General features: G+C 62.2%; 29 protein-coding genes. 11 read left to right on the plus strand and 18 right to left on the minus strand.

Translation table 11 applies throughout. The annotated features are described in order from the left end of the window. On the plus strand, positions 1 to 2040 hold the full coding sequence (locus KUL25_RS10660) for a capsular polysaccharide biosynthesis protein (RefSeq protein ID WP_257892919.1): 2040 nt from the start codon (positions 1 to 3) through the stop codon (positions 2038 to 2040). Positions 2041 to 2108: 68 nt separating this feature from the next. On the opposite strand, the gene ribD is transcribed toward KUL25_RS10660, so the two are convergent. The 3 genes from ribD to KUL25_RS10675 all read right to left on the minus strand — a co-directional run bounded on the left by ribD (position 2109) and on the right by KUL25_RS10675 (position 4616). Beyond that, the gene (ribD, locus tag KUL25_RS10665; protein WP_257892920.1) at positions 2109 to 3224 is read right to left on the minus strand and encodes a bifunctional diaminohydroxyphosphoribosylaminopyrimidine deaminase/5-amino-6-(5-phosphoribosylamino)uracil reductase RibD; all 1116 of its coding nucleotides are present in this window, start codon (positions 3222 to 3224) and stop codon (positions 2109 to 2111) included. 2 nt (positions 3225 to 3226) lie between these two features. Continuing rightward, a complete protein-coding gene (gene nrdR / locus KUL25_RS10670) occupies positions 3227 to 3697 on the minus strand; it encodes a transcriptional regulator NrdR (RefSeq protein WP_068363817.1) in 471 nt (156 codons plus the stop codon). 265 nt (positions 3698 to 3962) lie between these two features. Further along, positions 3963 to 4616, minus strand: coding sequence for a DUF2161 domain-containing phosphodiesterase (locus KUL25_RS10675; RefSeq protein WP_257892921.1), 654 nt, complete (start codon positions 4614 to 4616; stop codon positions 3963 to 3965). Between the two features lie 193 nt (positions 4617 to 4809). Here KUL25_RS10675 and rpmB point away from each other — a divergent pair, with 193 nt between their 5' ends. The 3 genes from rpmB (at position 4810) to KUL25_RS10690 (ending at position 6136) form a co-directional block, all read left to right on the plus strand. Then, entirely contained in the window at positions 4810 to 5100 is a 291-nt protein-coding gene (gene rpmB / locus KUL25_RS10680; protein ID WP_068363811.1) for a 50S ribosomal protein L28, read from the plus strand. A 113-nt stretch (positions 5101 to 5213) separates the two neighbouring features. Then, the gene (locus tag KUL25_RS10685) at positions 5214 to 5570 is read left to right on the plus strand and encodes a hypothetical protein (protein WP_257892922.1); all 357 of its coding nucleotides are present in this window, start codon (positions 5214 to 5216) and stop codon (positions 5568 to 5570) included. Positions 5571 to 5611: 41 nt separating this feature from the next. Next, positions 5612 to 6136, plus strand: coding sequence for a copper chaperone PCu(A)C (locus KUL25_RS10690; RefSeq protein WP_257892923.1), 525 nt, complete (start codon positions 5612 to 5614; stop codon positions 6134 to 6136). 208 nt (positions 6137 to 6344) lie between these two features. Here KUL25_RS10690 and KUL25_RS10695 read toward each other — a convergent pair whose 3' ends face one another. From KUL25_RS10695 to KUL25_RS10725, 7 genes are all read right to left on the minus strand, one after another. Next, positions 6345 to 6977, minus strand: coding sequence for a LysE family translocator (locus KUL25_RS10695; protein ID WP_257892924.1), 633 nt, complete (start codon positions 6975 to 6977; stop codon positions 6345 to 6347). 269 nt (positions 6978 to 7246) lie between these two features. Continuing rightward, a complete protein-coding gene (locus KUL25_RS10700; protein ID WP_257894924.1) occupies positions 7247 to 7456 on the minus strand; it encodes a hypothetical protein in 210 nt (69 codons plus the stop codon). An 88-nt stretch (positions 7457 to 7544) separates the two neighbouring features. Further along, positions 7545 to 7928 (minus strand): hypothetical protein, encoded by a 384-nt coding sequence (locus tag KUL25_RS10705; RefSeq protein ID WP_345790976.1) that lies wholly within the window; start codon positions 7926 to 7928, stop codon positions 7545 to 7547. 230 nt (positions 7929 to 8158) lie between these two features. Continuing rightward, entirely contained in the window at positions 8159 to 9424 is a 1266-nt protein-coding gene (gene arsJ / locus KUL25_RS10710) for an organoarsenical effux MFS transporter ArsJ (protein WP_257892925.1), read from the minus strand. After that, positions 9421 to 10419: an ArsJ-associated glyceraldehyde-3-phosphate dehydrogenase gene (locus tag KUL25_RS10715; RefSeq protein WP_257892926.1), complete on the minus strand. Its 999-nt coding sequence runs from the start codon at positions 10417 to 10419 to the stop codon at positions 9421 to 9423. The genes arsJ and KUL25_RS10715 overlap by 4 nt, the downstream gene beginning before the upstream one ends. A 4-nt stretch (positions 10420 to 10423) precedes the next feature. After that, on the minus strand, positions 10424 to 11263 hold the full coding sequence (locus KUL25_RS10720) for an arsenate reductase/protein-tyrosine-phosphatase family protein (protein ID WP_257892927.1): 840 nt from the start codon (positions 11261 to 11263) through the stop codon (positions 10424 to 10426). A gap of 235 nt (positions 11264 to 11498) precedes the next feature. After that, on the minus strand, positions 11499 to 12131 hold the full coding sequence (locus KUL25_RS10725; RefSeq protein ID WP_257894847.1) for a tyrosine-type recombinase/integrase: 633 nt from the start codon (positions 12129 to 12131) through the stop codon (positions 11499 to 11501). Between the two features lie 142 nt (positions 12132 to 12273). On the opposite strand from KUL25_RS10725, the gene KUL25_RS10730 reads away from it, so the two are divergent. Beyond that, positions 12274 to 12603 (plus strand): hypothetical protein, encoded by a 330-nt coding sequence (locus KUL25_RS10730; protein ID WP_257892928.1) that lies wholly within the window; start codon positions 12274 to 12276, stop codon positions 12601 to 12603. On the opposite strand, the gene KUL25_RS10735 is transcribed toward KUL25_RS10730, so the two are convergent. Continuing rightward, a complete protein-coding gene (locus KUL25_RS10735) occupies positions 12558 to 13175 on the minus strand; it encodes a protein kinase family protein (RefSeq protein WP_235602214.1) in 618 nt (205 codons plus the stop codon). The two genes, KUL25_RS10730 and KUL25_RS10735, sit on opposite strands and share 46 nt — an antisense overlap. After that, the gene (locus KUL25_RS10740) at positions 13133 to 13432 is read right to left on the minus strand and encodes a hypothetical protein (protein WP_068363795.1); all 300 of its coding nucleotides are present in this window, start codon (positions 13430 to 13432) and stop codon (positions 13133 to 13135) included. The genes KUL25_RS10735 and KUL25_RS10740 overlap by 43 nt, the downstream gene beginning before the upstream one ends. A 165-nt stretch (positions 13433 to 13597) precedes the next feature. Between KUL25_RS10740 and KUL25_RS10745 the strand changes: the two genes are divergently transcribed. After that, a complete protein-coding gene (locus KUL25_RS10745) occupies positions 13598 to 14257 on the plus strand; it encodes a lysophospholipid acyltransferase family protein (protein WP_257892929.1) in 660 nt (219 codons plus the stop codon). Further along, entirely contained in the window at positions 14254 to 15198 is a 945-nt protein-coding gene (locus KUL25_RS10750) for a phosphatidate cytidylyltransferase (RefSeq protein ID WP_257892930.1), read from the plus strand. The genes KUL25_RS10745 and KUL25_RS10750 overlap by 4 nt, the downstream gene beginning before the upstream one ends. Before the next feature lie 7 nt (positions 15199 to 15205). Here the strand turns inward: KUL25_RS10750 and KUL25_RS10755 are convergent, their stop codons facing one another. Beyond that, positions 15206 to 15454 carry a ParB N-terminal domain-containing protein gene (locus tag KUL25_RS10755; protein ID WP_257892931.1) on the minus strand — a complete coding sequence of 83 codons (249 nt, stop codon included), beginning with the start codon at positions 15452 to 15454 and terminating at the stop codon, positions 15206 to 15208. 268 nt (positions 15455 to 15722) lie between these two features. Here KUL25_RS10755 and KUL25_RS10760 point away from each other — a divergent pair, with 268 nt between their 5' ends. Together KUL25_RS10760 and lepA are read left to right on the plus strand one after the other, a co-directional pair. Continuing rightward, a complete protein-coding gene (locus tag KUL25_RS10760) occupies positions 15723 to 17360 on the plus strand; it encodes a DNA methyltransferase (protein ID WP_257892932.1) in 1638 nt (545 codons plus the stop codon). A 64-nt stretch (positions 17361 to 17424) separates the two neighbouring features. Beyond that, positions 17425 to 19224, plus strand: coding sequence for a translation elongation factor 4 (gene lepA, locus KUL25_RS10765; RefSeq protein ID WP_257892933.1), 1800 nt, complete (start codon positions 17425 to 17427; stop codon positions 19222 to 19224). Positions 19225 to 20264: 1040 nt separating this feature from the next. On the opposite strand, the gene KUL25_RS10770 is transcribed toward lepA, so the two are convergent. From KUL25_RS10770 to KUL25_RS10780, 3 genes are all read right to left on the minus strand, one after another. Then, positions 20265 to 20465 (minus strand): DUF2442 domain-containing protein, encoded by a 201-nt coding sequence (locus KUL25_RS10770; RefSeq protein ID WP_257892934.1) that lies wholly within the window; start codon positions 20463 to 20465, stop codon positions 20265 to 20267. A gap of 32 nt (positions 20466 to 20497) precedes the next feature. Beyond that, complete coding sequence (locus KUL25_RS10775) at positions 20498 to 20755, minus strand: hypothetical protein (protein ID WP_257892935.1); 258 nt, start codon at positions 20753 to 20755, stop codon at positions 20498 to 20500. A gap of 209 nt (positions 20756 to 20964) precedes the next feature. Next, the gene (locus KUL25_RS10780) at positions 20965 to 21720 is read right to left on the minus strand and encodes an alpha/beta fold hydrolase (protein ID WP_257892936.1); all 756 of its coding nucleotides are present in this window, start codon (positions 21718 to 21720) and stop codon (positions 20965 to 20967) included. A gap of 112 nt (positions 21721 to 21832) precedes the next feature. On the opposite strand from KUL25_RS10780, the gene KUL25_RS10785 reads away from it, so the two are divergent. After that, the gene (locus tag KUL25_RS10785; protein ID WP_257892937.1) at positions 21833 to 22204 is read left to right on the plus strand and encodes a hypothetical protein; all 372 of its coding nucleotides are present in this window, start codon (positions 21833 to 21835) and stop codon (positions 22202 to 22204) included. A gap of 87 nt (positions 22205 to 22291) precedes the next feature. Here KUL25_RS10785 and KUL25_RS10790 read toward each other — a convergent pair whose 3' ends face one another. Then, a complete protein-coding gene (locus KUL25_RS10790) occupies positions 22292 to 23203 on the minus strand; it encodes a pirin family protein (protein ID WP_257892938.1) in 912 nt (303 codons plus the stop codon). 88 nt (positions 23204 to 23291) lie between these two features. Between KUL25_RS10790 and KUL25_RS10795 the strand changes: the two genes are divergently transcribed. Next, positions 23292 to 23798, plus strand: a complete 507-nt coding sequence (locus tag KUL25_RS10795; RefSeq protein WP_257892939.1) for a hypothetical protein — start codon at positions 23292 to 23294, stop codon at positions 23796 to 23798. A 182-nt stretch (positions 23799 to 23980) separates the two neighbouring features. On the opposite strand, the gene KUL25_RS10800 is transcribed toward KUL25_RS10795, so the two are convergent. Further along, entirely contained in the window at positions 23981 to 25414 is a 1434-nt protein-coding gene (locus KUL25_RS10800) for a Glu/Leu/Phe/Val family dehydrogenase (protein ID WP_257892940.1), read from the minus strand. Positions 25415 to 25622: the final 208 nt, after the last annotated feature.

Here is a 25622-nt window from a genome sequence, read left to right on the forward strand (position 1 = left end):
TTGGCGCCCTCTGGCGATAACGGGGCGGGACCTTCCGGGGTCACGCCCCGACGCCGCGCCTACCACTTCAACGCGGGCTTTCTGACGAACGCTCGCGTGCGCCGCATCCTGACCCTCGCGGACCATGACCTGAAATTGGGCAAACCCGATGCGACCGACGATGTCATCGTCTGGGGCCACTCGCCCTATGCCCTGCGCGGCGAGGCCGTGGCAGAGGCCACCGGCGCCCACCTCGTGCGGGTGGAGGATGCCTTCCTGCGTTCTCTCCAACCCGGTCGCACGGGCGAGCCGCCCCTGGGCCTCGTGATTGACCGGCGCGGCATCTACTTCGACGCGACCCGTCCGTCCGACCTTGAACATATCCTCGCGACACATCCCTTCGACGACACTGCGCTGCTGAACCGCGCCCGCGATGTCATGGCCCGCATGGCCGAGGGGCATTTGTCGAAGTATTCCGCCAATGACCCGGCGCTGGAACCGCCCGCCCCCGGCTACGTGCTTCTGATCGATCAAACCAAGGGCGATGCCTCCATTGCGCTGGGTCAAGCCACCCCCGACAGCTTCGCCGAGGCGCTGGCCTGGGCGCGTGAGGATCACCCCGACGCCCATATCGTCATCAAGACCCATCCCGAAACCCAGCAAGGCCATCGCCCCGGCCATTTCGACCCCGAAACCCTGCCCCCCAACGTGTCGCTCGATGATCGCCCCATCAGCCTCTGGCGGATGTTCGAGGGCGCGCGCGCCGTCTATTGCGTCACCTCACAGGCCGGGTTCGAGGCTATTCTTGCAGGCCACAGGCCCGTGACCTTCGGCGTGCCCTTCTATGCCGGGTGGGGCCTGACCGATGACCGCAGGCCCACCCCCGCCCGCCGCCGACGGGTGCTGACCCGCGCACAACTCGTGGTGGGTGCGCTGCTGCTCTATCCGGTTTGGTACGACCCCTACCGCGATACGTTGGGCACGGTTGAAGACGTCCTCGGCGCGCTGGAAGCACAGGCCCGCAGTTGGCGAGAGGACCGCGCCGGATACGTCGCCGTCGGCATGCGCAGCTGGAAAAAGGGACACCTCCAGGCGGGCTTCGGCCAGCATGGGCGTTTGGATTTCGCCGACGCCCCCGTGGCGGGCCGTCCCACGATCGTCTGGGCCGGTCGCGAGACGCCCGAGATCGCGGCAGCCTCAGGCAAGCTGTTGCGGATGGAGGACGGATTTCTTCGGTCGCGCGGCCTCGGTGCCAATTTGGTGCCCCCCCTGTCGCTCGTCCTGGACGACCTTGGCATCTACTACGATCCCACCCGCGAAAGCCGATTGGAACGCCTGATCGCCCAGGCCGCCGACTTGCCCCTCGCCCGTCTCGAGCGGGCCGAAAAGCTGATCGCAACCCTGCGCCGCGCGGGCCTGACAAAGTATAACCTCAGCGGCGGCACCCTGCCCGATCTGCCCCCAGATCGCACCATCGTGCTGGTGCCCGGACAGGTCGAAGACGACGCCTCCATCCGTCTTGGGGCGGGCGCGATCAACACCAACGCCGCGCTTTTGGCAAAGGCGCGCCGCCTGCACCCCGACGCCTACCTGATCTACAAACCCCACCCCGATGTAGAGGCCGGATTGCGCATCGGCGCGCTGCCCGATGACGCCCGCGCCCTGGCCGATCACATCGCCGATCAAACCGGCGCGGAACAGCTTTTGGCTGTCGCAGATCACGTCGTGACGATGACCTCTGCCATGGGGTTCGAGGCGTTGATCCGGGGCATCCCCGTGACCACCCTGGGCGCGCCCTTCTATGCCGGTTGGAGCCTGACGACGGACCACGGGACCGTGCCCGCGCGCCGCCGCGCCCAGCCGTCCCTCGCCGCCCTCGTCCATGCGGCCCTCATCACCTACCCGCGCTACATCGATCCGGTCACGGGGCTGCCCTGCCCCGTCGAAATCGCCGTCGCACGCCTTGCCTCCGGCGAGGGCACTCCCCGCAAACCGGGTCTGCGTGTCTTGGCGAAACTGCAAGGCTGGCTTGCCGGGCAAAGTTGGCTCTGGCGGCGTTGACTTGCACAAAGCGCATCTGAAATGCCGCTACTTACAGCTTTATCCACAGAAATACGTCTAGTAACGGACTAATCCCGGCGACGCGTCCAAAGACCAAGCGCGTCCGGGCCGATACCCTCAACCCGCTCCAACGCGAACCGGGGCGCCTCGGTCAAACCCGCAACCCCCATCGCCCCGACCGAGGGCGTACCCTCGGCGCCGATCACCAGCCCGCCCGAGAAGACCGCCAGATCATCCACCAGATCCGCCGCCAGAAGCGAGGCCGCCAGCGCGCCGCCGCCCTCGCAAAACACCCGTGTCAGGCCGGCCGCACCAAGGGCCTGCAACGCCGCCGCAACGTCCAGTTGCCCGCCGTCCTCCAAGGTCCCTTCGATCAACCGCGCACCTGCGTCTCGCCAGGCCACGCGCGCTGTCTCCGGCGCGTCGGGTCCATGGATCAACCACACGGGAACCTGTTGCGCCGTGCGCCCCAGACCCGAGGCCACCGGCACGCCCAACCGCCGCGACACCACCACGCGCACCGGCTGCGGCACCTCGCCAAACCCGCGCACCGTCAAGGCCGGGTCATCGGCCCGCGCGGTGCCCGCGCCGATCATCACAGCGTCGTGGCGCGCGCGCATGCTGTGGACGCGCCGCCGCGCCTCGGGCCCGGTGATCCACTGGCTTTCTCCGCTGGCCGTCGCGATACGGCCATCCAACGACGTCGCCATCTTCAGGGTCACCATCGGTCGCCCAGACCGTACCCGGCTGAAGAATCCCGCATGGGCGCGCTCGGCCTCTGCCGCCCGCACGCCCGTCACCACCTCGATCCCCGCCGCGCGCATGCGGTCAATCCCGCCGCCCGCGACGCGCGGGTCCGGGTCCGTGCAGGCCACGACAACCCGCGCCACGCCCGCGTCGATCAACGCCTGCGCGCAGGGTCCGGTCTGTCCGGTGTGATTGCACGGCTCCAGGGACACGTAGGCGCAGGCCCCGTGGGCCAAGGCGCCGGCTTGGCGCAAGGCCACAACTTCCGCATGGGGTCGCCCCCCCGGCGCGGTCCAGCCGCGCCCGACAACGCGGGCCCCGCGCACCAGCACGCAGCCCACCGCCGGGTTCGGCCACACGCGGCCCAATCCGCGCGCGCCCAAAGACAGCGCCAGAGCCATCCAGCGCGCGTCATGGGGCGCGGGAAGATCCGGCATGATCAGCTTTCAGAAGTCGGCGCAGGGGGGCGTAGCTCCGACAGGAAGTCTTCGAAATCGCCCGTCGCCTGGAAGTTCTTGTACACGCTCGCGAAGCGCACGTAGGCGACGGTATCGATCGCCGCTAGACGCTCCATCACGATCTCGCCGATGACCTTGGACTGCACATCCGTCTCGCCAAGGCTTTCCAGCCGTCGCACCATGCCCGAGATCATCTGATCCACCCGATCCGGGTCGATCGGGCGCTTCTGCAACGCCATCCGGATCGAGCGTTCCAGCTTCGTCCGGTCGAAATCTTCGCGCTTGCCGCTCGACTTGATCACCACCAGATCACGCAGTTGCACGCGCTCATAGGTCGTGAAGCGCCCCGCACAGGCCGGGCAAAACCGCCGTCGCCGGATCGCCACATGGTCTTCGGCCGGACGCGAGTCCTTCACCTGGGTGTCAACATTTCCGCAAAATGGGCAACGCATGGCGCAGCCTCCTGTCCCTAGCGCGCTTGGAGAACTCTCGCCACGCCTGCCTCGATCCTTGGGGCTTTTGCCCGCTTATCCACAGGCACTATAGGCAGGCTCGCATGCCTTGTGTAGGCCCAATTCACCCCCACACGATATAGGGGAGTTTCACCTGTTGCAGACAGGCCATCCCCTGGCAATCCCTTGGCCATCCCCCGCAACCGGCGCGCTGCCATCAGCCACGGGCGCCAATGAAACATGGCGTGCGCGGCACGCGCGCCTTTCAGTCAGATAGCGCCGCGCGGCCCGTGTCGGTCAGCGTGTAGACACCCTTGGACACCTTCTCGAACCAGCCATAGTGGTTGTTGCGCATGATCAGGGTCGCGCGCGCTACGCCGGTGGATTTCGCCACCTCCGCGCCCCGCGCCTCTCCGGCCAGGGCCAGGAACTCGGCGCAAAGCACCGCTTCCTGCCGGTATGCCGTCACCCTTGGCCCTTGCAGCCCGCCCAGGTTCGGGTCGCCCTCGCGCTTCTCGAACTCGCCCAATATCGCGCGTTTCTTGCGCGCCACCTTGCGCGGCACGTAAGGCCCCGGCTCGCAATAGACCTTCACCGCGCCCGCCCCCACATCCACGCCGATCACCCCAAGGCCCAACCGCCGCGCCATGCGCACGTTTTCGCGCAGCGACTTCAGCCACGGCCGCCCCCGGCCCTTGGCCACCGCCACGTAGACGCAATCGCTCACGGCCAGCCGGGCGATGCCTTGGTGGAACAGCGTCAACGAGAACCCCCGCTTCAACTCCACCACCACAATGTCGTCGCCCTTTGATCCGGGCCGCACGCCCACGACATCGGCGGGGCCGATCTCGCCCTTCACCTCGAAGCCCTGCGCCTCCAGATGGGCCTTCACGGGCGGATATAGATCGGTCTCTTTCATCGCCGCCACGCTACGGGCAAAACGGCGCCGCGTGAATCCCCCAAACCCGCCGATTCACGCCTTGACACCCGGCCCCTGCCTTCGTACTCCCCATTTCAGATTTTCCGGGCGCAGGGGGCTTCTCCGCGCCCTATTGGTTTCAGAGCCCACGGCATCCGCCCCGGCCCTGCATGAGATATGAGAAGGACACCCCATGTCGCGCGTCTGCGAACTGACCGGCAAAGGCCCGATGACGGGCAACAACGTAAGCCACGCCAAGAACCGCACCCGCCGTCGGTTCCTCCCGAACCTGAGCGATGTGACGCTCGGCTCGGACACGCTTGATCGCCGCTTCAAGCTGCGCATCTCCAACGCAGCCCTGCGCACGGTCGACCACCGCGGCGGCCTTGACGCGTTCATGGCGAAAGCCAAGGACGAAGAGCTGAGCGAAAAGGCCCTCAAGATCAAGAAAGAGATCGCGAAAGCCCAAGCGGCCCAAGCCTGATCTTCTTTCCACGCCTGACACATCGCCCCGCCGGGACATCCCGCGCGGGGCGATTGCGTTTTTGACGCTTGGCCACCTTCCCCCGCCCCGCCGCGCGCGCTACACACTTTGGCATGATCCGCCGCGCGCTCCTCCATATGCTGCTCGCCCTCAGCCTTGTGCTGAGCGGCCTGACGTCTGTTGTCGCGGAAACGCGGATGGCGGCGGCGGGGGGCTATTGCGGCATCGGGACGCCGCAACTGCTGCTGGATGCCGCCGGTCTGCCGCTTCTGGACGCCGACGGCACCGCCGTCATGGCGCCCGACTGTCCCGCCTGTCACCTCACGCTGGCGATTCTCGCGCCCACGCCGCCCAACGCCGAAACACCCCTCCTCGTGCTGCAACAGGCAGCGCCCCTTTCTCCCGTCTCTCTCACGCCGCGTGTCGCCCTTCTGGCGGCCCAGGCCCGTGCCCCCCCGCACACGGCCTGAGCCCGAACAGATCCAAACGACATACACGAAAAGAGACACTCATGACCTTCAAGACAACGCTTCTTGCCACCGCCTTCGCGGTGCTCCCCGCCCTTGCGTCCGCTCAAATGGTGATCGAGGACGCCTACGCGCGCTCTGCCAGTCCCCTGGCCCAATCGGGCGCGGCCTTCATGACCATCTTCAACCCGACCGACGTGGATGACCGCCTGATCGCCGCCGAGTCCACCGCCGCCGAGCGGTTGGAACTGCACACCCACATTCAGGAGGACTCCGGTATCATGCGCATGGTCGAGGTCGAGGAGGGCTTCGCCATCCCCGCCGGTGAAACCATCACGCTCCAGCGCGGCGGCTTGCATGTAATGATGCTTGGCCTGACCGAGCCGCTGGTCCAGGGCGAAGAGATCGAGGTCACGTTCACCTTCGAGCACGCAGAGCCCCTGACCCATACCATCATCATCGACAACGAGCGTCAGCCCACGATGGGTGGCCATGGCAACATGCAGATGAATGGTGAAGGCAACGGCACCATGCAAATGAACGGCGCGGGCCACGGCACCGACGGCTAGTCCCTGAATGGCCCCACCCTGCGACCCACGCAGGGTGGGCACCGCCAGTTCATGGCCCGGCGAACGGCGGCTTGGCGCCCAAGGTGCCGGCTGAAACGGCATAGACGGCAGCAACGGGCGGGAAGCGGCGCTTCGCTGCGGTTCGCTCTAACGTTTGCTCTGCGGGACAAAGCCGCCGTTCCGTTGCCGGTGGTGAATGTCCGCTGAGCTAACGCGCATCCGCGATGATCCTTGCACCCAATACGATAAGAACGGTGCCTCCGAGGCATCGCCCCCATGCGACAAGGCGGGCCGACGCTGCAGCTTTGGCAGCGACAAGTCGAGCAAAAACGATACAAACGATGTCCGAAAGGCTGAAGGCTACATTGGCGATGATGCCGAGTGCTAGGATTTGCAACCAAAACGGAGAGGTCGCATCTAGTGTTGTGAATTGGGGAAGGAAGGCAAAGTAGAAGAGTGCGGATTTCGGGTTTAGTACTTCGATGGTGAGACTATCGCGAAAAGCCCTACGAGCAGATTGCGCGTCGGATGACTGGACTGTTGGAACATCGCTGCTTGGGCGTTTCCACAGTCGAATTCCCATCCAAATCAGGTAGAACCCTCCAATTACCTTGAGAACGACCAACACGACTGGCACGGTTTTCAAAAGAACAATTACACCGAAGGCAGCCGCAAAGATGTGCAAATAGGACGCGAGGTGAAATGCGATGGAGCTGAGCCATCCCGCCTTCGCTCCATGTGCTATTGTTTGAACGGCCATGTAGAGCATTCCAGGGCCGGGGGTGAACGCGAATATCGCCGTCGCGGCCAGAAATGGAACAAGCAGTTCTACGGGTGGCATCATGTTCTCCTTGAAAGTATTTCGTTGTCACTAGCAGCGCGGTCGATTTTCACGAGGGCGGCATTTCGCCACCCGGACGTACCGGAGAACGGCCATTCGCCTCATTGCAGCAATTTGGGAGGTATGGGCCCATTCTTGCCGTTCGCTGCGGACGTTATGAAGGTCCGGTTTGGGGCGGAAGCAACAGTCGGATTAATCCAAGTGATGGCCCGCTCCATCCGCGCAACTGACATCCGCGCCACCGTGTCCGAAGGCCCGGCCCGTGCCGCTCACATCATTGCCGCCGCTGAGCGCGCGGTGAAGACGCGGATGTAGTCGCCGGGCGACGACCCGGCCCAGTAGACCCACAGCCGAAACGGGTCGTCTGCGTCGATCCACACCTGATCCCCGCGCTCAAGGCCCCGCAGCTCCAGGCTCAGGTAGGTGACGGCGGTATTGGCAAGGAAGTCCGACGCGGCCATCGCCAAGGTCTTCGTCACGCTCGTTTTCAATCGCCACGGCAAGGAAGGATCCGTATGGCGCAATGCCAACGCTGTCGGGTTGGCCGGACAGTTCGCAATGGCCGACCTATTCTTGCGTGGTCACATCGATTTCAACGAGAAAGCCCGATGGCTCTGTGTAGCTGGCAGATGTGTTCACGCCGGCAAGTGCGTAGTTTCCGATAACGGCAACGGATGTGGGCACGCCTTCTAGCATAAACACACCCAAGGGGGCAGGATTTGCGGGGTCCGTGATGTCGATGAAGCCGATCGAGGCACCGGGGCTGTCTGTATAGACCAGCGTCATCCCGTCGGCGGTGGCGGCAATAATCTCGGCAGGGGTTTCTTCGGAGTTCGGTAGGTTATCTGCGACCTGAAACGACGCGATCCGGTTGAAATTCATGTCTTGTGCGAAGGCTGGCAGCGCAAAACAAGCGAGTGAAGATGTCATAAAAAGCGTGCGAACAGTCATGTTTCTTCCTATTATTTCGGGTGTCAAAGCGCGCTTGATGCAGCGGCCCCCCGCGGGAGCGAAATATGGAATTGTAACCGGTAGGCGAAGGCGCGGACCGTTAAATGGCCTACCCCATAAATCGCTGATCCGGTGTCAGTCGATGCGCACGGCTCGCCAAAGCATCGGCTGTGCCGCCAAATTGTATGGTGCCAAAACACAACGCCGACAGCGACGCAGAGCCAAAGGTATCAAGCTGCTTGTTGCTCTTCGGGTGTCAGGAAACTCACCGCGACGGCGGAGAGCGCGACCATGCCCGCCGCGATCCCCAGCATCAGCGGAAGTCCCCCGATTTGATAGCTAAGCCCCGACGCAAGCGTCCCGATTAAACGCCCCGCCGCGTTTGCCATGTAGTAGAATCCGACGTCCATTGTGACGCGTTCCGCCTTTGTGAACGACAAGATCAGAAAGGAATGGAGCGAGGAGTTCACTGCAAAGAGTGCCCCGAACACCAACAGGCCAGCGACCACGCAGAGCGTTAGCCAATTTTGCGGACCATTCGCCGCCAGAGCTGCCAAGGCCAGAACCGCAGGCACCACCGCCAGCGCCCAAGCCCATCCATGTGCCGCTGTGATCAGTTCAGCTGTGGGGCGCGTTTTGGCGCGCAGGATGCGTGGGGTGTTGGCCTGCACTAACCCGTAAAGAATGACCCACACGGCCATGAATGTCCCGATCAGGAAGAACGCCGTGCGATTTCCGTCCGTCGTGCCATCCGACAGAACGGCGTAAAAATAGATCGGGATGCCGACCACGAACCAGACATCCCGTGCGCCGAACAGCACAACCCGCGCAGCGCTTAGCCAGTTGACGTTGGACGATTTGGAAAAGACCTCTGTGAATTTCGCGTCCTTGCGCCCCTTGGGCAGGCCCGCCGGCATGAAGGCCAACACGGCGATCAGGATCGCCGCCAAAACCGCAGCCATCCCCAGCACCGCGCCCACAAAACCTACCGTTCCCAGAAGCGCGGCACCCAGCAGAAACCCCAAGCCTTTGACCATATTCTTGGACCCCGTCAGCAACGCGACCCAGCGGAACAATCCCGCATCAAGTGTGGGGGCGAGCAATTTGACCGCCGATTTAGACGACATCTTGGCCAGATCCTTGGCGACGCCACTTGCGCCCTGCACCAACATCACAAACACCACCGACGCCCCAACAGCCCATGCGGGATCAAGCTGCGCCAGCGCCAACAAGGCGACGACTTGCAACCCAATCCCCGCATAAAGGGTTGATGTCAGCCCGAACCGCGCCGCGATCCAGCCTGCGCACAGGTTCGTCACGACGCCTGCGATCTCGTATAGCACAAACAGATAGGCCAGCTGCACGGGTGAAAATCCCAGCGTATGAAAGTGCAACAGCACCAACATCCGCAACGCCCCGTCGGTGAGCATAAACGCCCAATAGGCCGCTGTCACCGCGATGTAGGCTGAAAGACCTTCGGGCCGCGCTGTGGTCACAGACTGTCCCCAACCATGAACGCCACATCCACCAAGCGGTGTGCATAGCCCATTTCGTTGTCATACCACGCATAGATTTTCACCTGCGTGCCGTTGATCACCATGGTCGATAGCGCATCCACGATGCTTGAGCGTTCATCGTTGGTGTAATCCGTCGACACCAGCGGACGTTCTTCGTAGCCAAGGATGCCCTTCAACTCGCCCTCGGACGCGGCTTTGAAAAGGGCATTCACCTCTTCTGCGGTCGTTGCGCGTTCCACCTCAAACACACAATCGGTCAGTGAGGCATTCAGCAGCGGCACCCGCACCGCATGGCCGTTCAACCGCCCCGTCAGTTCCGGGTAGATCAGCGTGATCGCCGTCGCACTGCCCGTTGTCGTCGGGATCAGGGAATTTAAGGCTGATCGCGCACGGCGCAAATCCTTGGCGGGGCGATCCACGATGGTCTGGGTGTTTGTCACATCATGGATCGTGGTGATCGATCCGTGTTTGATCGCCAAGTTCTCGTGGATCACCTTCACCACGGGGGCAAGACAGTTCGTCGTACAACTGGCCGCGGTGATGATATTGTGGCGATCCGCATCGTAGATGTCATCGTTCACGCCCATCACGATATTGGCTGCATTCCCATCCTTGACCGGGGCCGAAACAACGACCTTTTTCACACCCGCCTCAAAAAACGGGGCCAGTTTCGCCTGGGATTTGAACACGCCTGTGCAGTCGATCACCACATCAACACCGTCCAGCGGAAGGTCCGCGATGTCGCGGGTGCCGATGAAGGGCAGCCGCGTGCCATCAATGGTCACGCTGTCGTCGTCATAGCTAAATTCGGCGTCCCAACGTCCGTGGACCGTATCAAACTCCAGCAGATGCGCGTGCATTTCGGGATCACCCACCGCGTCGTTGATCCAAGCGATCTTTGCGCCGCGCACCAACAATGGTTTCAGTGCGAGCTTACCAATCCGGCCAAGGCCGTTGAGGGCGTAAACTGTCATTGGTCTATCCATTGTCTTTGATTTGGCCGATGTCATCGACGGCCTTTTGCAGGGAAATACGATCAAGCGCCGGGATCGGCAGCGCGGTAAACCCCGTCATGCGGTTGCGCAACGCGCCATAGGTCTGACGAAACGCAAGGCCCTTTTCGGCATCCGTACCATCAACCTTGACCGGATCCGGAAGCCCCCAATGGGCGCTGATTGTCTGACCCTGCCATGCGGGACATTCTTCGTTGGCGGCCTGATCACAAACGGTGAACACAAAATCCAAGGTTGGCGCATCTTCGCCCTGAAACTCTCCGACATTCTTGGCGCGAAGGGCAGACACGTCATGGCCGTTCTGCTCCAACACCTCCAGGGCGAAGGGGTTCAGCTCCGATTTCGGCTTTGTACCCGCCGAATATACATTGAAACGTTCCGGCGCGAGGTCGCGCAGGATGGCTTCAGCAAAGATCGACCGGGCGGAATTGCCGGTGCAGATGAACAAGACATTGAATTTTCGGTCCGCCATTTCGAGAGTCCTATGCGTTGCATGATGATCAAAAGGAAGACAAATTTCGGGTCGCCCCCGACAGCAGTCGTGCACAAGAAACCCGATTGTCGCTTGCGCCGCGTCTATATCCACCGTGTAACGCAACGATGTCCCCACCCGTTCTTGCAGGATCAGGCCGGACTGCATCAGCCCGGACACATAGGTGGACAGCGTATTGGGCTTCAGGTCGAGCGCATTCGCGAGCTCCGTCGCCGGAACCCGATCAGGATAGCGCCGCATGAGTAGCCGAAACACGGCTAGCCGGTTTGGATGGCCAAGTGTCGAAAGTCGATTGGGAATCAAAGTATCCATAATTCATGAATATGTGAATTATGGATCGGCTCAAAGTGAAGGTTTTGTGACGCTGAGCCCGGGGGCCGTGGCCGCAAAACTCTGTGACGCGTCCCGGTTACACGAGCTTAGGCGAACTGGTCTGTGGGAATGAAGCAATCGATCTGTGCATCACCTGCAACCTGATAGTCATATTCCAATTCGGCAGACCTCACCAAGCCCTCGGCGAACGGCCAGCACCGTTCGCCGATATCGCTTAGATGTCGATGCCCTCTGCGATAGTCAGAGCAACTTCTGGTTCGACACCGAGGTAGCGCACTGTGCTATCGACCTTCGTATGGCCCAGCAAAAGGTGCACTGCGCGCAAGTTGCCGGTCTTACGGTATATCTCGGCAGCTTTGGTTCGACGGAGCGAATGGGTGCCGTAGCCGCTCGGCTCCAACCCAATTGATGTCACCCAATCACGAACAAGCCGACCATATTGACGTGTTGAAATGTGTGGGCGGGCGTGGAAGCGGCTCGGAAATATGAAGCGGCAACCAATCATCTCTGGTGACCTCGTCCAAGCAATGACGGCATCTCGTGTGTTTTCGGTCAATTCAAACTGAACCGGCTTTTTGGTCTTGCTTTGGATCACCGAAACGCGTTCGCGAACGCGACCCTCTTTAACCAGGTCAGTCACGGCGAGTTTGACCAGATCGCAACCCCGCAGCCTACTATCAATCGCAACATTGAACAGCGCTAGGTCGCGCAGGTAGCCTGCAAGTTCGAGGCGCGCGCGGATTGCCCAGACTTGTTTGGGAAGCAGCGGCCGTTTCTGCCCGATGAGCCGCCCTTTGTTCCAGGCCTTTCGCCTAGGGGTTACTGCAGGAAGTTGGACTCTTGGCATGATTTGCCCTCCAATCCTCCCTCCAAACCCAAACGTCAGCACCACGCTGACATCAAAAGCATAGCATTGGATTGAATGGCCGTCCTTGGACGTGCGTGCAGGCGGCATTTCCAAGACAGCATCGCGCCGCAACAAGCCACACTTGATCCTTTCGCCTTTTTTCTTCGCTGCGATTTGTTTGAATGATCACTTTTCCTGCTGCGAATCTGCATGGAAATCTACGCAGTTGCAGCATTATCCTCGCTGCGAGCGCACGCAGCATGAAAACCAGATTCACAGATTGGGCTCATTCTTGCCTTTCGCTGCGGACGTCATGAAGGTCCGGTTTGGGGCGGAAGCAACAGTCGGATTAATCCAAGTGATGGCCCGCTCCATCCGCGCAACTAACATCCGCGCCACCGTGTCCGAAGGCCCGGCCCGTGCCGCTCACATCATTGCCGCCGCGGAGCGCGCGGTGAAGACGCGGATGTAGTCGCCGGGCGACGACCCGGCCCAGTAGACCCACAGCCGAAATGGGTCGTCTGCGTCGATCCACACCTGATCCCCGCGCTCAAGGCCCCGCAGCTCCAGGCTCAGGTAGGTGACGGCGGTATTGGCAAGGAAGTCCGTCGCGGCCATGGTCTCTTGCTGCGCCGCGATGCCCAGGATCGGCGCGTCGAAATCGACGTAGCCATATTGCGTGCCATTCAGGCTGTCGAAGAACACGTAGTGGCTGGCGACCACCGTACCGGCCGGGATCGCGCCAAGATCGCCGCCGCCGATGTCCACGCGAATAGGTTCCACCAGCAGGATATTCTGATCCTCGTCAAAGGCATAAAGGTCGTCGGTGTCGAAGGTATCGGCGCCCACGGCAAAGGGCGCGTCGGTGCCAAGCTTCACGAAGCTGCCGTTACCCGTCTGTTGCAGGATCTCTCCACCCAGCACGAACGCGCCCGCAGGCGCACTCAGGCCCAAGGCCGCACCGCATCCGATCGCCGCCGTTGCCCAAAGGCCGGGGCCGGTCAGCCGCACCGCTGTTCGGCCAGCGATGAGAACGTGCGCCACGCCTGCCACATCTCTTCATCCCGCTCCCGATCCGATTGCCGTGTGTCCTGCGCGCGCTGTGGATCATCGAACCACCGCGCACCCTCGCGCATCTGGCTGCGCGACAGCGTGGCGTCGGCGGCCTCGCCGATGCACGAACACAAGGACCGTGAGGTATAACGGTCCGACGCCATGCAGGCGCGCTGGATCGGGTTGGCCTCGGCGGTTGAGGGGACGGCCAAAAATGCAGCCGCAAGAACGGGATAAATCAATTTCATGACGATGGCCTCAGGATTTGGGTCTTTTGCCCGGTTTTGCTCTGGGGGGCTTATGCCAGACCGCAGCCATTTCGGTCAATTCACGTGTTTGCGCCCCCACCCGTCGCGGGCCCGCCAGGCACCAAGCCTCTTTCTTTAGGCGGGCGGCTCTGCCACAACCGCCAAATGTCTGACGTCGCGTCACTTCCGCGCCGGATCGCTGCCCGCATCGTGGGCCACGCGCTGGCCTTCGTCGCCCGGTTCATCACCGCCGTGCGCGCCGATTGGCGCGGGATCGAGCCCGTGGCCAAACAGCGCGTCTATTACGCCAACCACGTCAGCAACGCCGACATGCCGATGATCTGGACCGTCCTTCCCGGCCACATGCGCCGCCAGACCCGCCCCGTCGCCGCCGCCGATTACTGGCTCAAGACCAGGATGCGCGCCTTCATCGGCCCCGAGGTGTTCAACTGCGTCCTGATCGACCGCAGGCCCGAGGCGCGGACCGAAGTCCCGATGGCAAAGATCCTCGAAGCCCTCGATGAAGGCTCCTCGCTGATCATCTTTCCCGAAGGCAACCGCAACATGACCGACGATCCGCTGCTGCCGTTCCGCTCGGGCCTCTACAACATGGGCCGGGCGCGCCCCGATGTGGACCTCGTGCCCACCTGGGTCGCCAACCTCAACGAGATCATGCCCAAGGGAGAGGTCATTCCCCTGCCGCTGATCTGCACTGTCACCTTCGGCGCGCCGATCCATGTGGCCGAAGGCGAGGGCAAGGACGCCTTCCTGACCCGCGCCGCCGACGCGCTCAAAGCCCTCGCCCCGCCGGAGCCGCGACCGTGACCTCCCAAACCACCACCGACATCTTGATCCTGGGCCTCGCCGTTGCGGGCATCCTTCTGGCCTTCACCCTGGTGGGTGAGGCCCTGCGCGCGCGCCAGCCGCGCGGCACTTCCAACCCGGTGGTCGAGGCTTTCGTGATGCGCGTCCACACCTGGTGGGGCCTGGCGATCCTGTTGTCGCTGGCCGTGATCAGCGGGCGCATCGGGGTCATCCTTCTGTTCGCCTTCGCCAGCTTCGCGGCCCTGCGCGAATACCTGACCTATGCCGTGAAACGCCGCGCCGATCACCTGTCGCTGGCGCTGGGATGCTTCGTGATCCTGCCGCTGCAATACCTCTTCGTGGCGCTCGATTGGACCGCGCTTTTCACCGTTTTCATCCCGGTCTATGCCTTCCTGCTTCTGCCCATCGTCAGCGCCCTGCGCGGTGACAGCCAGAATTTCCTGGCCCGCGTGGCCGAGACGCAATGGGGCCTGATGATCTGCGTCTTCTGCATCAGCCACGTGCCCGCGCTTCTGACCTATGACATGCCCGACGGCTCTGACCGCTCGATCCTGCTGATCGTCTTCTTCGCCATGGTCGTCCAGTTCGGAGACCTCTTCGACTACTACGCAGGCCGCCGTTTCGGGCGCCGCCGCATCGCGCCCACCCTCTCGCCCAAAACGGTCGAGGGGATGGTGACCGGCGTGCTCGCCGCCGCCCTCATCGGCGCGCTCCTCAGCTGGACCACCCCCTTCGGCGTTGCAGGGGCGGCGGCCATGGCCGCCTTGGCCTCGCTCACCGGCATGTTCGGCTCTCTCGTCTTTGCCGCGATCAAACGCGACAAGGGCGTCAAGGACTGGTCCCACCTGATCCCCGGACAGGGCGGGCTGCTGGACCAACTCGACAGCGTGATCTTCGCAGCCCCCGTGTTCTACCACGTGACGCATCTGGTCTGGGGCTAGGGCCCCCTCAGTGCAACCGCGCCTGGGTGATGTAGACCACGACCTTTTCCTCCCCAAGCGCCCTTAGCGCCTCCAACCGGTGCAGGCCTTCCAGCAGCACATATCTGCCCTTTCCTTCCCGCACCCGGATCGGCGTCGTCTGCCCGTTCTCGATGATGTCATTGGCCAAGGCCTCCACCTTGTCCGGCTCCAACGTCTTCTTGCGCGGGCCGGGCACATAGATGTCAGCAATTCGCAGCGGGACAGGGTTCGGCATGGGGGGCGCTCCTTGGTTTGGGTGGAGCCTAACACGCAGCCTCCCACATGCACCGACAATTCACGCCGCGCCATCGGCGGGCCGTAGTGCGGCGATACAACCTCCGTTCATATCACTTTATGGCAGCCACGGAAGCTCTCCACCCATTCGAAGCACCCAGCCCCAGCCAAATCACCGTGCCGGGGGCCTTGCGTCCGTGCGCCACAGGTTGCAGGCTTCGGCCAACAAAATCTAACGCCGAACGCGCAAGAAGCCGGAGAGAGAGCAGATGAACCACCTCTATTACGGCGACAACCTCGCCGTGCTGCGCGAGAGCATCGCGGACGAAACCGTTGACCTGATCTATCTCGACCCGCCGTTCAACTCCAATGCCTCCTACAACGTGCTGTTCAAAGGCCCCTCGGGCAACGAGAGTGCCGCACAGATCGAGGCGTTCGACGACACATGGAGCTGGAACGACACGGCGGAGGAGGCCTTTGGCGAGGTCCTGCGATCGGGTAATGGCGCGGCGGCGGAAATGCTGCGGGCGATGCGGTCGTTTCTGGGTGAGAACGACATGATGGCCTATCTGGCGATGATGGCCGTGCGCCTGCTGGAGCTTCACCGGGTGTTGAAACCCACGGGGAGCCTCTATCTGCACTGCGACCCCACGGCGAGCCACTACCTCAAGATCCTGCTGGATGCGGTGTTTGGGCCGAAGAATTTCAAGAACGAAATTGATTGGAAGCGAACCAGCACTCACAGCGATGCAAAGACGTGGAGCAATAACGCAGATTGCATCCTATTCTATGCGAAGTCTGAAAAAGATTTCATCTGGAATACACCCCGCGAACCTCATTCCGCCGAATACATCAAGTCCAAGTATGGACGAGACGACAACGATGGGCTCGGTCCTTATCGCCTCGATAACATGACAAGCCCAAGCCCACGGCCCAACATGATGTATGAATGGCGCGGGTTTCCGTTTCCTGAAAAGGGCTGGCGCTACCAACGCGAAACCATGCAGCGATTGGATGACGAGGGCCGTATTTGGTATCCAACTACGGAGACCGGCGAATTCAACACATCGCGTCGCCCCCAACTCAAACGCTACCTCAACGAGATGGAGGGCGGCGTGATGGGGGACATCTGGACAGACATCCCTCCGCTCAACTCCCAAGCAAAAGAACGCCTCGGCTACCCTACCCAAAAACCCGTGGCGCTTCTCGAACGCATCCTTTCCGCCTCCTCCAATCCCGGCGACGTGGTGCTGGACCCCTTCTGCGGCTGCGGCACCACCGTCCATGCCGCCCAAAAACTCGACCGTCAGTGGATCGGCATCGACGTCACCCACCTCGCCATCGGTCTCATCGAAAAGCGCCTGCGCGATGCGTTTCCCAAGGTCGAGTTCACCACCCACGGCGTCCCTCAGGATATCTCCGGTGCGCGTGACATGGCGAACCGGGGCCGCACCGACAAGAATTACTATTTCGAGTTTGAGAAATGGGCCCTGTCGCTGATCAACGCCCAACCCGGAAACCTCTCGAAGAAAGGCGCGGACAAGGGCATCGACGGCAACGTCTATTTCGCCAAGACCTCTCGCGCCATCGTGTCCGTGAAGGCGGGCGACAACGTCGGCGTCGCCATGATCCGAGATCTGCGCGGCGTGATCGAGCGCGAGCGCGCCGAGATCGGCATCTTCCTCACCCTCACGCCCCCCACCAAGCCCATGGTGGCCGAGGCGGCGGCGGCGGGCCAACACCATGAAGACGGCTTTGACCCGGTGCCGCGCATTCAGATCGTCTCGGTCGAGGATGCCCTCAGCTTGCGCGACCGCGCCGTCCGCCTGCCCGCCCGCCGCGACGACACCTTCAAAAAGGCCGCGCGCGAACAGGACACCAAGGCGCAGGGCAAGTTGGAACTCTAACCCTTCCCTCCCCCCCCTCCACACGCTACATCCCCTTGCAACGCAACGCTTCAAGGCCGTCCCCATGACCGACCTCAACCGCATCCGCAACTTCTCCATCGTGGCCCATATCGACCACGGCAAATCCACCCTGGCTGACCGTCTGATCCAGCTCACCGGCACCGTCGCCGCGCGGGATATGCAGGCGCAGATCATGGATCAGATGGATATCGAGCGCGAGCGCGGCATCACCATCAAGGCCAACACCGTCCGCATCCTCTACCCCGCCAAGGACGGCCATACCTACGTGCTCAACCTCATCGACACGCCCGGCCACGTGGACTTCGCCTATGAGGTTTCCCGCTCCATGCAGGCCGTCGAGGGCTCGCTTCTGGTGGTGGATGCCTCCCAGGGGGTCGAGGCGCAGACGCTCGCCAACGTCTACCAGGCCATCGATGCGGATCATGAGATCGTGCCCGTCCTCAACAAGGTCGACCTGCCCGCCGCCGAACCCGACCGCGTGCGCGAACAGATCGAGGATGTCATCGGCATCGACGCCTCGGAAGCCGTTGAAATCTCGGCCAAAACCGGCATCGGCATCCCCGATGTGCTGGAGGCCATCGTCACCCGCCTGCCCGCGCCCAAGGGCGACCGCGATGCCCCCCTCAAGGCCATGCTGGTCGACAGCTACTACGACAGCTACCTCGGCGTCGTCGTCCTGATCCGGGTTATCGACGGGGTCATCAAGAAGGGCGACAAGATCAAGATGATGCGGACGGGTGGGCAATATCCCGTCGACCGCCTCGGCGTCTTCACCCCCAAGATGCAGGACATCGCCGAGCTTGGCCCCGGCGAAATCGGCTTCCTCACCGCCTCCATCAAGCAGGTGCGTGACACGCGCGTGGGCGACACGATCACCCACGACAAGGGCGGCGCGGCGCAGCCGCTTCCGGGCTTCAAACCGTCCCAACCCGTTGTTTTCTGTGGCCTCTTCCCCGTGGACACCAATCAGTTCGAAGACCTGCGCGACGCCATCGAAAAGCTCGCCCTCAACGATGCCTCCTTCTCCCATGAGATGGAGACATCAGCCGCCCTCGGCTTCGGCTTCCGTTGCGGCTTCCTGGGCCTGCTCCACCTTGAAGTGATCCGCGACCGGCTGGAGCGCGAGTACGACATCGACCTGATCACCACCGCGCCCAGCGTGATTTACCACGTCCACATGCGCGACGGCTCTATGGTGGAGCTGCACAACCCCGCCGACATGCCCGACCCCGCCCATATCGACCGGATCGAGGAGCCTCGGATCAAGGCCACCATCCTTGTGCCCGATGAATACCTGGGCGACGTCCTGAAACTCTGTCAGGACCGGCGCGGCATCCAGATGGACCTCACCTATGCCGGCACCCGCGCGATGGTCGTCTACGATTTGCCCCTCAACGAGGTGGTGTTCGATTTCTACGATAGGCTGAAAAGTGTTACCAAAGGGTATGCGAGTTTCGACTACCAGATGATCGGCTACCGCGAGGATGCGCTGGTCAAGATGCAGGTGCTGGTCAATGATGAGCCCGTCGACGCGCTGTCGATCATGGTCCACCGCGACCGCGCCGAGACCCGTGGCCGCGCCATGGTCGAGAAACTCAAGGAACTGATCCCCCGCCACATGTTCAAGATCCCGATCCAGGCGGCCATCGGCGGCCGCGTGATCGCCCGCGAGACGCTAAGCGCGATGCGCAAGGACGTGACGGCGAAGTGCTATGGCGGGGATGCGTCGCGGAAGCGGAAGCTGCTGGATAAGCAGAAGGCGGGCAAGAAGAAAATGCGCCAGTTCGGGAAGGTGGAGATCCCGCAGTCGGCGTTTATTTCAGCGTTGAAGATGGATGGGTAAATGGTTTTCAGCAAACTAGACACCGCGTTCTCAAGTTACATGAATTTTGGCTACCAGGGCTCACTTCGGAAGAACTGTTTGCGCTTACGGCCATACGTAACTTTCTTGTATGCGCCGTTCAGCGGTGACGGAATTCGTACGAAATAGGTAACGGGAAAAATTCGCGGAACAAATCGGAATGACGCGTAAATCACCCGGTTTCCATGATCTTGCGTTTCGAACACTTCGGCATAGCTCGCGGTTTGTTCGGTACTCTCATAACTGAATGGGAGAGAGAAAACATCTTCTGCGATCCATAAATCTTCCGAATTGAATATACGAGAGTATTCACTTATAACCTTCGACCCGAGTCGAAAATCCATTACGCCTTGCGGATGAAAGTCAAAGAATAGGCCGACAGCCACTTTATAGAGCAGTCTTATAAGCTTTTCTTGCTCAAAATATGCTCGAATCTTAACCTGAACCGCTTCGGGCTCATACCTGTTTTTGAGCTTAACAAGTGTTCTTGGAAATTCTACAGTTTCGGTGTGAGCGCTACTAAAAACAACTGACCCAGCTTGCCAAATCTGTTGTATGTAAGAAGGAACGTCAAACGATACCCTGCTGAATAATGGGGGATAGTCCGCGATATCAACGTATCTCTCCACTTCAGATCCATCACCCAAAATAAACGTTACCGGATATGAAACCCGTCTCCGGATGCTATTTGATCTTGATTTAAGACGTAAACGTGCACGGTGAGGACCAACAACGCGGTTGATATAGCTCCCTTCAATACTGGCATTTATTAGTCGCTGGCAAACGCAACAGGAAGCCTCTGGAAGTCTTATATGCCCAGAAAACGCCGCCGGGATAACATGTTCAAGGGTCAACTTCTGGTCAGTCGCACCGCAATAAATGCAAACTCCAGCGGGATTCAGCAGTATAGATGGCATTGCATAAGACCTAGTATTACGACTAACGTGGACTGAGCGAATTTCGGTATGCTTAAACAGTGACGGAGTGCAACAGGTTTAGGGTGAGTGCAACCCACCTCAACCTCAAGCCGCCGCCCCCCGCTTCCCTTCCAACAACTCCACAACGCTCACATCCTTGTTCAGCGCCCCCCACTGCAACCTGAACGCCACAATCTCCTGCGCCGCCGCGTCCGCCCCCAGTAGCCGAAGAAACCACACCAGCGGTACGCCTAGCGTCCGGCCTTTTTCCAGGCCCATCCACATCGTGTCCTCGTCGAACCGCACCCTAGTTGCCGAAATGGCCTTTCCTAAGCCCACTACTCCGGCGACTCTGGCAATTTCTCCTCTATGTAGCCGACCTTCCCACTGATTTCCGTGAGAATACCCAAGGCCACGCTGAACACGATGCCGTATATGCCCCGATCAATCGCTTGGCCCGGCGTCATTCCAGAGCGTTGCTGGATTGCTTCTACCGCGCTTCCGCTCCACAGCAGCCCAACTGCAAAGACAATTGAGAAAACAGAAAGGACGAAGACTGTTGCGGCAATGAAGCTGCCGATCCTAGTGTAGAACATTGTAAATTCTCTTGATCGTTGGTGTTCGACGCACCCTACAAAGCCATCTCGCGAAGTACCATGTCCCCGTGCCGCCACCCATTCAAATCACCGTAAGCAACCCTGGAAATCACACCACCCCAATTCTTATATAAAATCCAAATACCCCACAAAACCAACACCTTAAAACCCTGCTCAAGCTTGAGCACCCCTGCACAGCCCCTCAAATCTCAGCCAAGAAACGCCCCCACAGCCGCCTCGAACTCCCGGGGCTTTTCCGCGTGCAGCCAGTGCCCCGCGCCCGGAATTTTCGCGAAGCGGGCGGCGGGGAAGAGGCGTTTGATCTCCCCCCGGTGCGCTGGCTGGACATAGTCCGAGGCCCCGCCCGACAGCATCAGAACATCGCCGCCGAACGCGCCGTCAACGGGCGGAAACCCCAGGATCTGGGCCATGTCGGCCTGCAATTGATCAAGGTTGAGCCGCCAGCGCCGCCCCTTCACATCAAGCGATTGCAGAAGGAACGCGCGCACCCCCGGGTCGTCCACCGCCAGGGCCAACTGCCGGTCCGCATCCCCCCGCGCCTCGATCACGGCCAAATTCACCGCCCGCATCGCGTCGATCATGCCCTGCTGCGTGTGCCCATAGGCCACCGGCGCGATGTCAGCGACGACCAGCTTGCGCACGGCCAAAGGCGCGCGCAGGGCCAGCATCATCGCGGCCTTGCCCCCCATGGAATGACCGACCACATCGGCAACCCCGCCGAATTCCGCCACGATCTCCGCCAGGTCATCGGCCATCGCCGCGTAGTCATGGGGTGCGGCCCAGGGGCTGTGGCCGTGGTTGCGCATGTCGACGCTGACCACGAAGCGCGTCTCCGACAGGCGCTTGGCGATGACGTTCCAGTTGCGGGCCGAGCCGAAAAGCCCATGGACGATCAGGATCGGGGGGGCGGCGGTTTCGGCGCCAAAAGTGTAGGTCTCCAACATGGGGCAAGGAGTACGCGCGATCACGGCCGATTTCCAGCCGGGCGGTGCGGGTTGAGCGGAAGGGGCGCAAGGCCTACCCTTAGCCGGTGCCAGACTGGGGAAGGCCGATTCGATGGATCACGTGCAGTATCAAGCCCTGACCGAAGAGCTTCGCAGCCTCATGGCCGAGCGTTTGTCGGTGCGGGGGCGGACGTTCCCGCGCGCTGTGCGCCGGGCCGGGCGGCTGTTGCCTGCCCCCGCACGCACCGCCGCGCAGGAGTTGATCGCGCTGGAGACCCGCCTGAGCCACCCCAAACTGGCCGCGCGCACCGATCCGGCGCAAGCAACGCGCGCCGCCGAGACGGTCCGCTACGCGCTCATGCGGCATCGTCCCGGCGCCCGCGCCGGTCAGAAGCGCAGCCTTCTGGCCGCCGAGATTGGTTTCCGCGCGCTTGTGGTGATCGGCGCAGGCCTCGCCTTCATGCAGTGGCAGGGGCCGGTCTGAACACCCGCAACATGCGCCATGGGGGAGCGCGCGGGGGGCCTTCCCCCCTCGCCTGGTCGCTTCTGCCAAAGGCAGAGCGAAAGCCCCCTAGTGCGCGGGCTTGATGAACGTCCCGTTGTTCAGCTCTCGCATCGCGGTGCGCAACTCTTCCTGCGTGTTCATCACGATCGGGCCGTGCCACGCCACCGGCTCCTCGATCGGCGCGCCGGAAATCAGCAGGAAGCGCACGCCCTCTGCACCGGCCTGCACCGTCACCTCATCGCCGGTGCCAAAGCGGATCAACGTCCTGTCGCCCGACAGGTCCCGGATGTTGACCTCCTGGCCCATAACCTCTTTCTCCAGCAACACGCCTTCCGGCCCCGAGGCATCCGCAAAGGCCCCCGCGCCCTCGAACACATAGGCGAAAGCCCGGCGGTAGGTGTCGATGCGGAACGTCTTTTTCACGCCTGCGGGCACACTGATGTCCAGGTATTGCGGGTCCGCCGCGATGCCATCGACCGGGCCGCGCTTGCCCCAGAACGCGCCCGTGATCACACGCACACGGGTGCCATCGTCATCGGTCACCTCGGGAATATCGGCACCGGTGATGTCCTGGTAGCGCGGGGCGGTCATCTTGTCAGCGGCAGGCAGGTTACCCCACAACTGGAACCCGTGCATCTGACCCTTGGCGTTCCCCAATGGCATTTCCTGGTGCAAAATGCCCGAGCCCGCAGTCATCCACTGCACGGATCCGGGCCCCAGTTTGCCAGTGTTCCCAAGGCTGTCGGAATGCTCCACCGTGCCTTCCAGCACGTAGGTGATCGTCTCGATGCCCCGGTGGGGGTGCCACGGGAAGCCCTTGGCGTAGAAGGCCGGGTCGTCGTTGCGGAAATCGTCAAACAACAAGAACGGATCCAGCTCACTCGGGTCGTGGAACCCGAAAGCGCGGTGCAGGTGGACGCCCGCGCCCTCCATGGTGGGCTGTGCGGAACGTGTTTCCAGAATGGGACGAAGTGACATGGGCTTGCCTCCTTGCGGCGTGGTTTCACGATAGGTAGGACCGGGCTCAGCCTTCGTCTATCCTGCACGGAGGCACGAAAGGTGTGCAATGGCGCGGAAGAAGAAGATCGACCCGGATGAGCATTTGGCCTCCATCGTCCCGCGCCCGGCCCGCCGGGTCGTGGCGGTTGGCTTCGTCGCGGCCTTGGCCGTGATCGTCTGGACAGTCGCCGCCGCGCGCCCGCCCGAGCATTTCGGCTACATGCTGTTTCTCGTGTTTTTCGGCGCGGGCTGTTTCTGGCTGGCCTACGGGATGTGGCAGGCCTCGGCCCGTGAGATCGAGCTGACCCGGTCCGAGTTGCGAGAGGTCGGGGGCCGGGTGCTGTGCCGCGTCGACAACGTAGCCCGCGTGGATCGCGGCGCTTTCGCGTTCAAACCCGCGGGCGGCTTCCTGATCCGCCTGAAACAGCCCGAAGGCCCGCGCACCTATGCGCCGGGCGTCTGGTGGCGCGCGGGGCGCACGGTGGCCGTGGGCGGCGTGACAGCGCGGCAAGATGGCAAGAACGTCGCCGACATGATGATCGTGATGCTGGTGGAGCGCGGCGAAGACGTCTGAACGCTGCTCCTCCCTGGATCAAGCCCCTACGCTGCCTGCCCGCCTCGCAACGAAAGGTTTCACGTTACATGCGGGCTCTTGCACCACGCTCCCTTTCATCTTGCCAAATACAACTCCCCCCGGAGGGTCCGCCGTTGCAACAGGCGCCACCTCCAGAGGGTACGTGCCGGGTCCGAGACGCCTCAGATGCCCTTCGCCTGATAGCTGGCCGCGACGCGGCTGATCGACACCAGGAACCCCGCCGTCCGCAGGTCATGCACGTCTTCGCGGCCGTGCCAGACCTCGCGCATGGCGGCGTAAGCCTCGCGCATCGTGTCGTCGAGGCCCGAGCGGACAAGTTCCAACTCTCCGGCGCCGCGCAGGTACTTTGACTTGAAGTCCGGCGTCATTGACCACGCGCCGCCAAGGTGGCGGTCCAGACGCTCCAACTCGTCCACGATCAACTGGTGACGCGATTCCTCCTGACGGCGTTGCATGCGGCCAAAGCGGATGTGGCTCAGGTTCTTGACCCATTCGAAATAGGACACGGTCACACCGCCTGCGTTGGCGTAAAGGTCGGGGATGATCACTGTCCCCTTCTCCATCAGGATATCGTTGGCCCCTGCCGTGACCGGGCCGTTGGCGGCCTCGATGATCAACTGCGCCTGGATCCGTGCGGCGTTCTCCATGTTGATCACGCCTTCAAGCGCGGCGGGGATCAGGATATCGCAGGCCTCTTCCAGCGCCGCCTTGCCGTCTTCAAGATAGTGGCCGTTTGGATAGCCCTTCACACCGCCATGCTGCACGATCCAGTCGTGCAGGCTTTCGATATGGATGCCGTGATCGTCATGGATCACCCCGTCACGTTCAATGACATGGGTGACGATGGCGCCGTCCTCTTCACTCAGGAACTTGGCGGCGTGATATCCCACGTTACCCAGGCCCTGGACGATGACGCGTTTGCCGTCGAGCGTGCCGGTCATGCCCGCCTTGGCGATATCCTCGGGATGGCGGAAGAATTCCTGAAGCGCGTATTGCACGCCGCGCCCCGTTGCCTCCACCCGGCCCTTGATGCCGCCCGCATGGGGCGGCTTGCCGGTGACGCAGGCGCGCGCGTTGATGTCGGTGGTGTTCATCCGCGCGTATTGATCGGCCATGATCGCCATCTCACGCTCTCCGGTGCCCATGTCGGGGGCGGGGACGTTCTGGGCCGGGTCGATCAGGTCACGCTTGATCAACTCATAGGCGAAGCGGCGGGTGATCTTTTCCAGTTCGTCCACATCATATTCACGCGGATCGATGCACAGCCCCCCCTTGGAGCCGCCGAACGGCGCCTCCACCAACGCGCATTTATAGGTCATCAGGGCGGCCAGCGCCTCCACCTCGTCCTGGTTCACGCCAAGCGAGTAGCGAATACCGCCCTTCACCGGTTCCGTATGCTCGGAGTGGACGCTTCGGTATCCGGTAAACGTCCGCACCTCGCCGCGCAGTTTCACGCCGAACCGCACTGTGTAGGTAGAGTTGCAGACGCGGATCTTCTCTTCCAACCCGGGCGGCAAATCCAGAAGTGCCGCAGCGCGGTTGAACATCAGGTCAACGGATTCTCGGAAACTGGGCTCTACCCGGTTGGTCGTCATGGCGCGTCTCCCTTCGCGGTTGCCCCCGGCTTGCAAAACAGCAGCAGCGTTCAGGCGCGTGGGGCCCCGCGCGCCCATGGCCACAAGGCCACAGCATGGGACGCCGCGCAACCTTGAGGTGCACAAACATTGTGCACCCCGTGTTACGACGCGTTGGTAAAGAACCCGTTTCCTCCACGTCTGCGCCCCATTTTTGCCTTGCTTTCGC

This window comes from Gymnodinialimonas phycosphaerae (assembly GCF_019195455.1).
GTDB classification, from domain to species: Bacteria; Pseudomonadota; Alphaproteobacteria; order Rhodobacterales; family Rhodobacteraceae; genus Gymnodinialimonas; species Gymnodinialimonas phycosphaerae.

Excerpts from the sequence above, each read along its gene's own strand:
- ribD (WP_257892920.1), bottom strand. The coding sequence starts at position 3,224 with ATGCCGGATCTTCCCGCGCCCCATGACGCGCGCTGGATGGCTCTGGCG.
- nrdR (WP_068363817.1), bottom strand. The coding sequence starts at position 3,697 with ATGCGTTGCCCATTTTGCGGAAATGTTGACACCCAGGTGAAGGACTCG.
- KUL25_RS10675 (WP_257892921.1), bottom strand. The coding sequence starts at position 4,616 with ATGAAAGAGACCGATCTATATCCGCCCGTGAAGGCCCATCTGGAGGCG.
- rpmB (WP_068363811.1), top strand. The coding sequence starts at position 4,810 with ATGTCGCGCGTCTGCGAACTGACCGGCAAAGGCCCGATGACGGGCAAC.
- KUL25_RS10685 (WP_257892922.1), top strand. The coding sequence starts at position 5,214 with ATGATCCGCCGCGCGCTCCTCCATATGCTGCTCGCCCTCAGCCTTGTG.
- KUL25_RS10690 (WP_257892923.1), top strand. The coding sequence starts at position 5,612 with ATGACCTTCAAGACAACGCTTCTTGCCACCGCCTTCGCGGTGCTCCCC.
- KUL25_RS10695 (WP_257892924.1), bottom strand. The coding sequence starts at position 6,977 with ATGCCACCCGTAGAACTGCTTGTTCCATTTCTGGCCGCGACGGCGATA.
- KUL25_RS10705 (WP_345790976.1), bottom strand. The coding sequence starts at position 7,928 with ATGACTGTTCGCACGCTTTTTATGACATCTTCACTCGCTTGTTTTGCG.
- KUL25_RS10715 (WP_257892926.1), bottom strand. The coding sequence starts at position 10,419 with ATGACAGTTTACGCCCTCAACGGCCTTGGCCGGATTGGTAAGCTCGCA.
- KUL25_RS10720 (WP_257892927.1), bottom strand. The coding sequence starts at position 11,263 with ATGGATACTTTGATTCCCAATCGACTTTCGACACTTGGCCATCCAAAC.
- KUL25_RS10725 (WP_257894847.1), bottom strand. The coding sequence starts at position 12,131 with ATGCCAAGAGTCCAACTTCCTGCAGTAACCCCTAGGCGAAAGGCCTGG.
- KUL25_RS10740 (WP_068363795.1), bottom strand. The coding sequence starts at position 13,432 with ATGAAATTGATTTATCCCGTTCTTGCGGCTGCATTTTTGGCCGTCCCC.
- KUL25_RS10745 (WP_257892929.1), top strand. The coding sequence starts at position 13,598 with ATGTCTGACGTCGCGTCACTTCCGCGCCGGATCGCTGCCCGCATCGTG.
- KUL25_RS10755 (WP_257892931.1), bottom strand. The coding sequence starts at position 15,454 with ATGCCGAACCCTGTCCCGCTGCGAATTGCTGACATCTATGTGCCCGGC.
- KUL25_RS10760 (WP_257892932.1), top strand. The coding sequence starts at position 15,723 with ATGAACCACCTCTATTACGGCGACAACCTCGCCGTGCTGCGCGAGAGC.
- lepA (WP_257892933.1), top strand. The coding sequence starts at position 17,425 with ATGACCGACCTCAACCGCATCCGCAACTTCTCCATCGTGGCCCATATC.
- KUL25_RS10775 (WP_257892935.1), bottom strand. The coding sequence starts at position 20,755 with ATGTTCTACACTAGGATCGGCAGCTTCATTGCCGCAACAGTCTTCGTC.
- KUL25_RS10780 (WP_257892936.1), bottom strand. The coding sequence starts at position 21,720 with ATGTTGGAGACCTACACTTTTGGCGCCGAAACCGCCGCCCCCCCGATC.
- KUL25_RS10785 (WP_257892937.1), top strand. The coding sequence starts at position 21,833 with ATGGATCACGTGCAGTATCAAGCCCTGACCGAAGAGCTTCGCAGCCTC.
- KUL25_RS10790 (WP_257892938.1), bottom strand. The coding sequence starts at position 23,203 with ATGTCACTTCGTCCCATTCTGGAAACACGTTCCGCACAGCCCACCATG.
- KUL25_RS10795 (WP_257892939.1), top strand. The coding sequence starts at position 23,292 with ATGGCGCGGAAGAAGAAGATCGACCCGGATGAGCATTTGGCCTCCATC.
- KUL25_RS10800 (WP_257892940.1), bottom strand. The coding sequence starts at position 25,414 with ATGACGACCAACCGGGTAGAGCCCAGTTTCCGAGAATCCGTTGACCTG.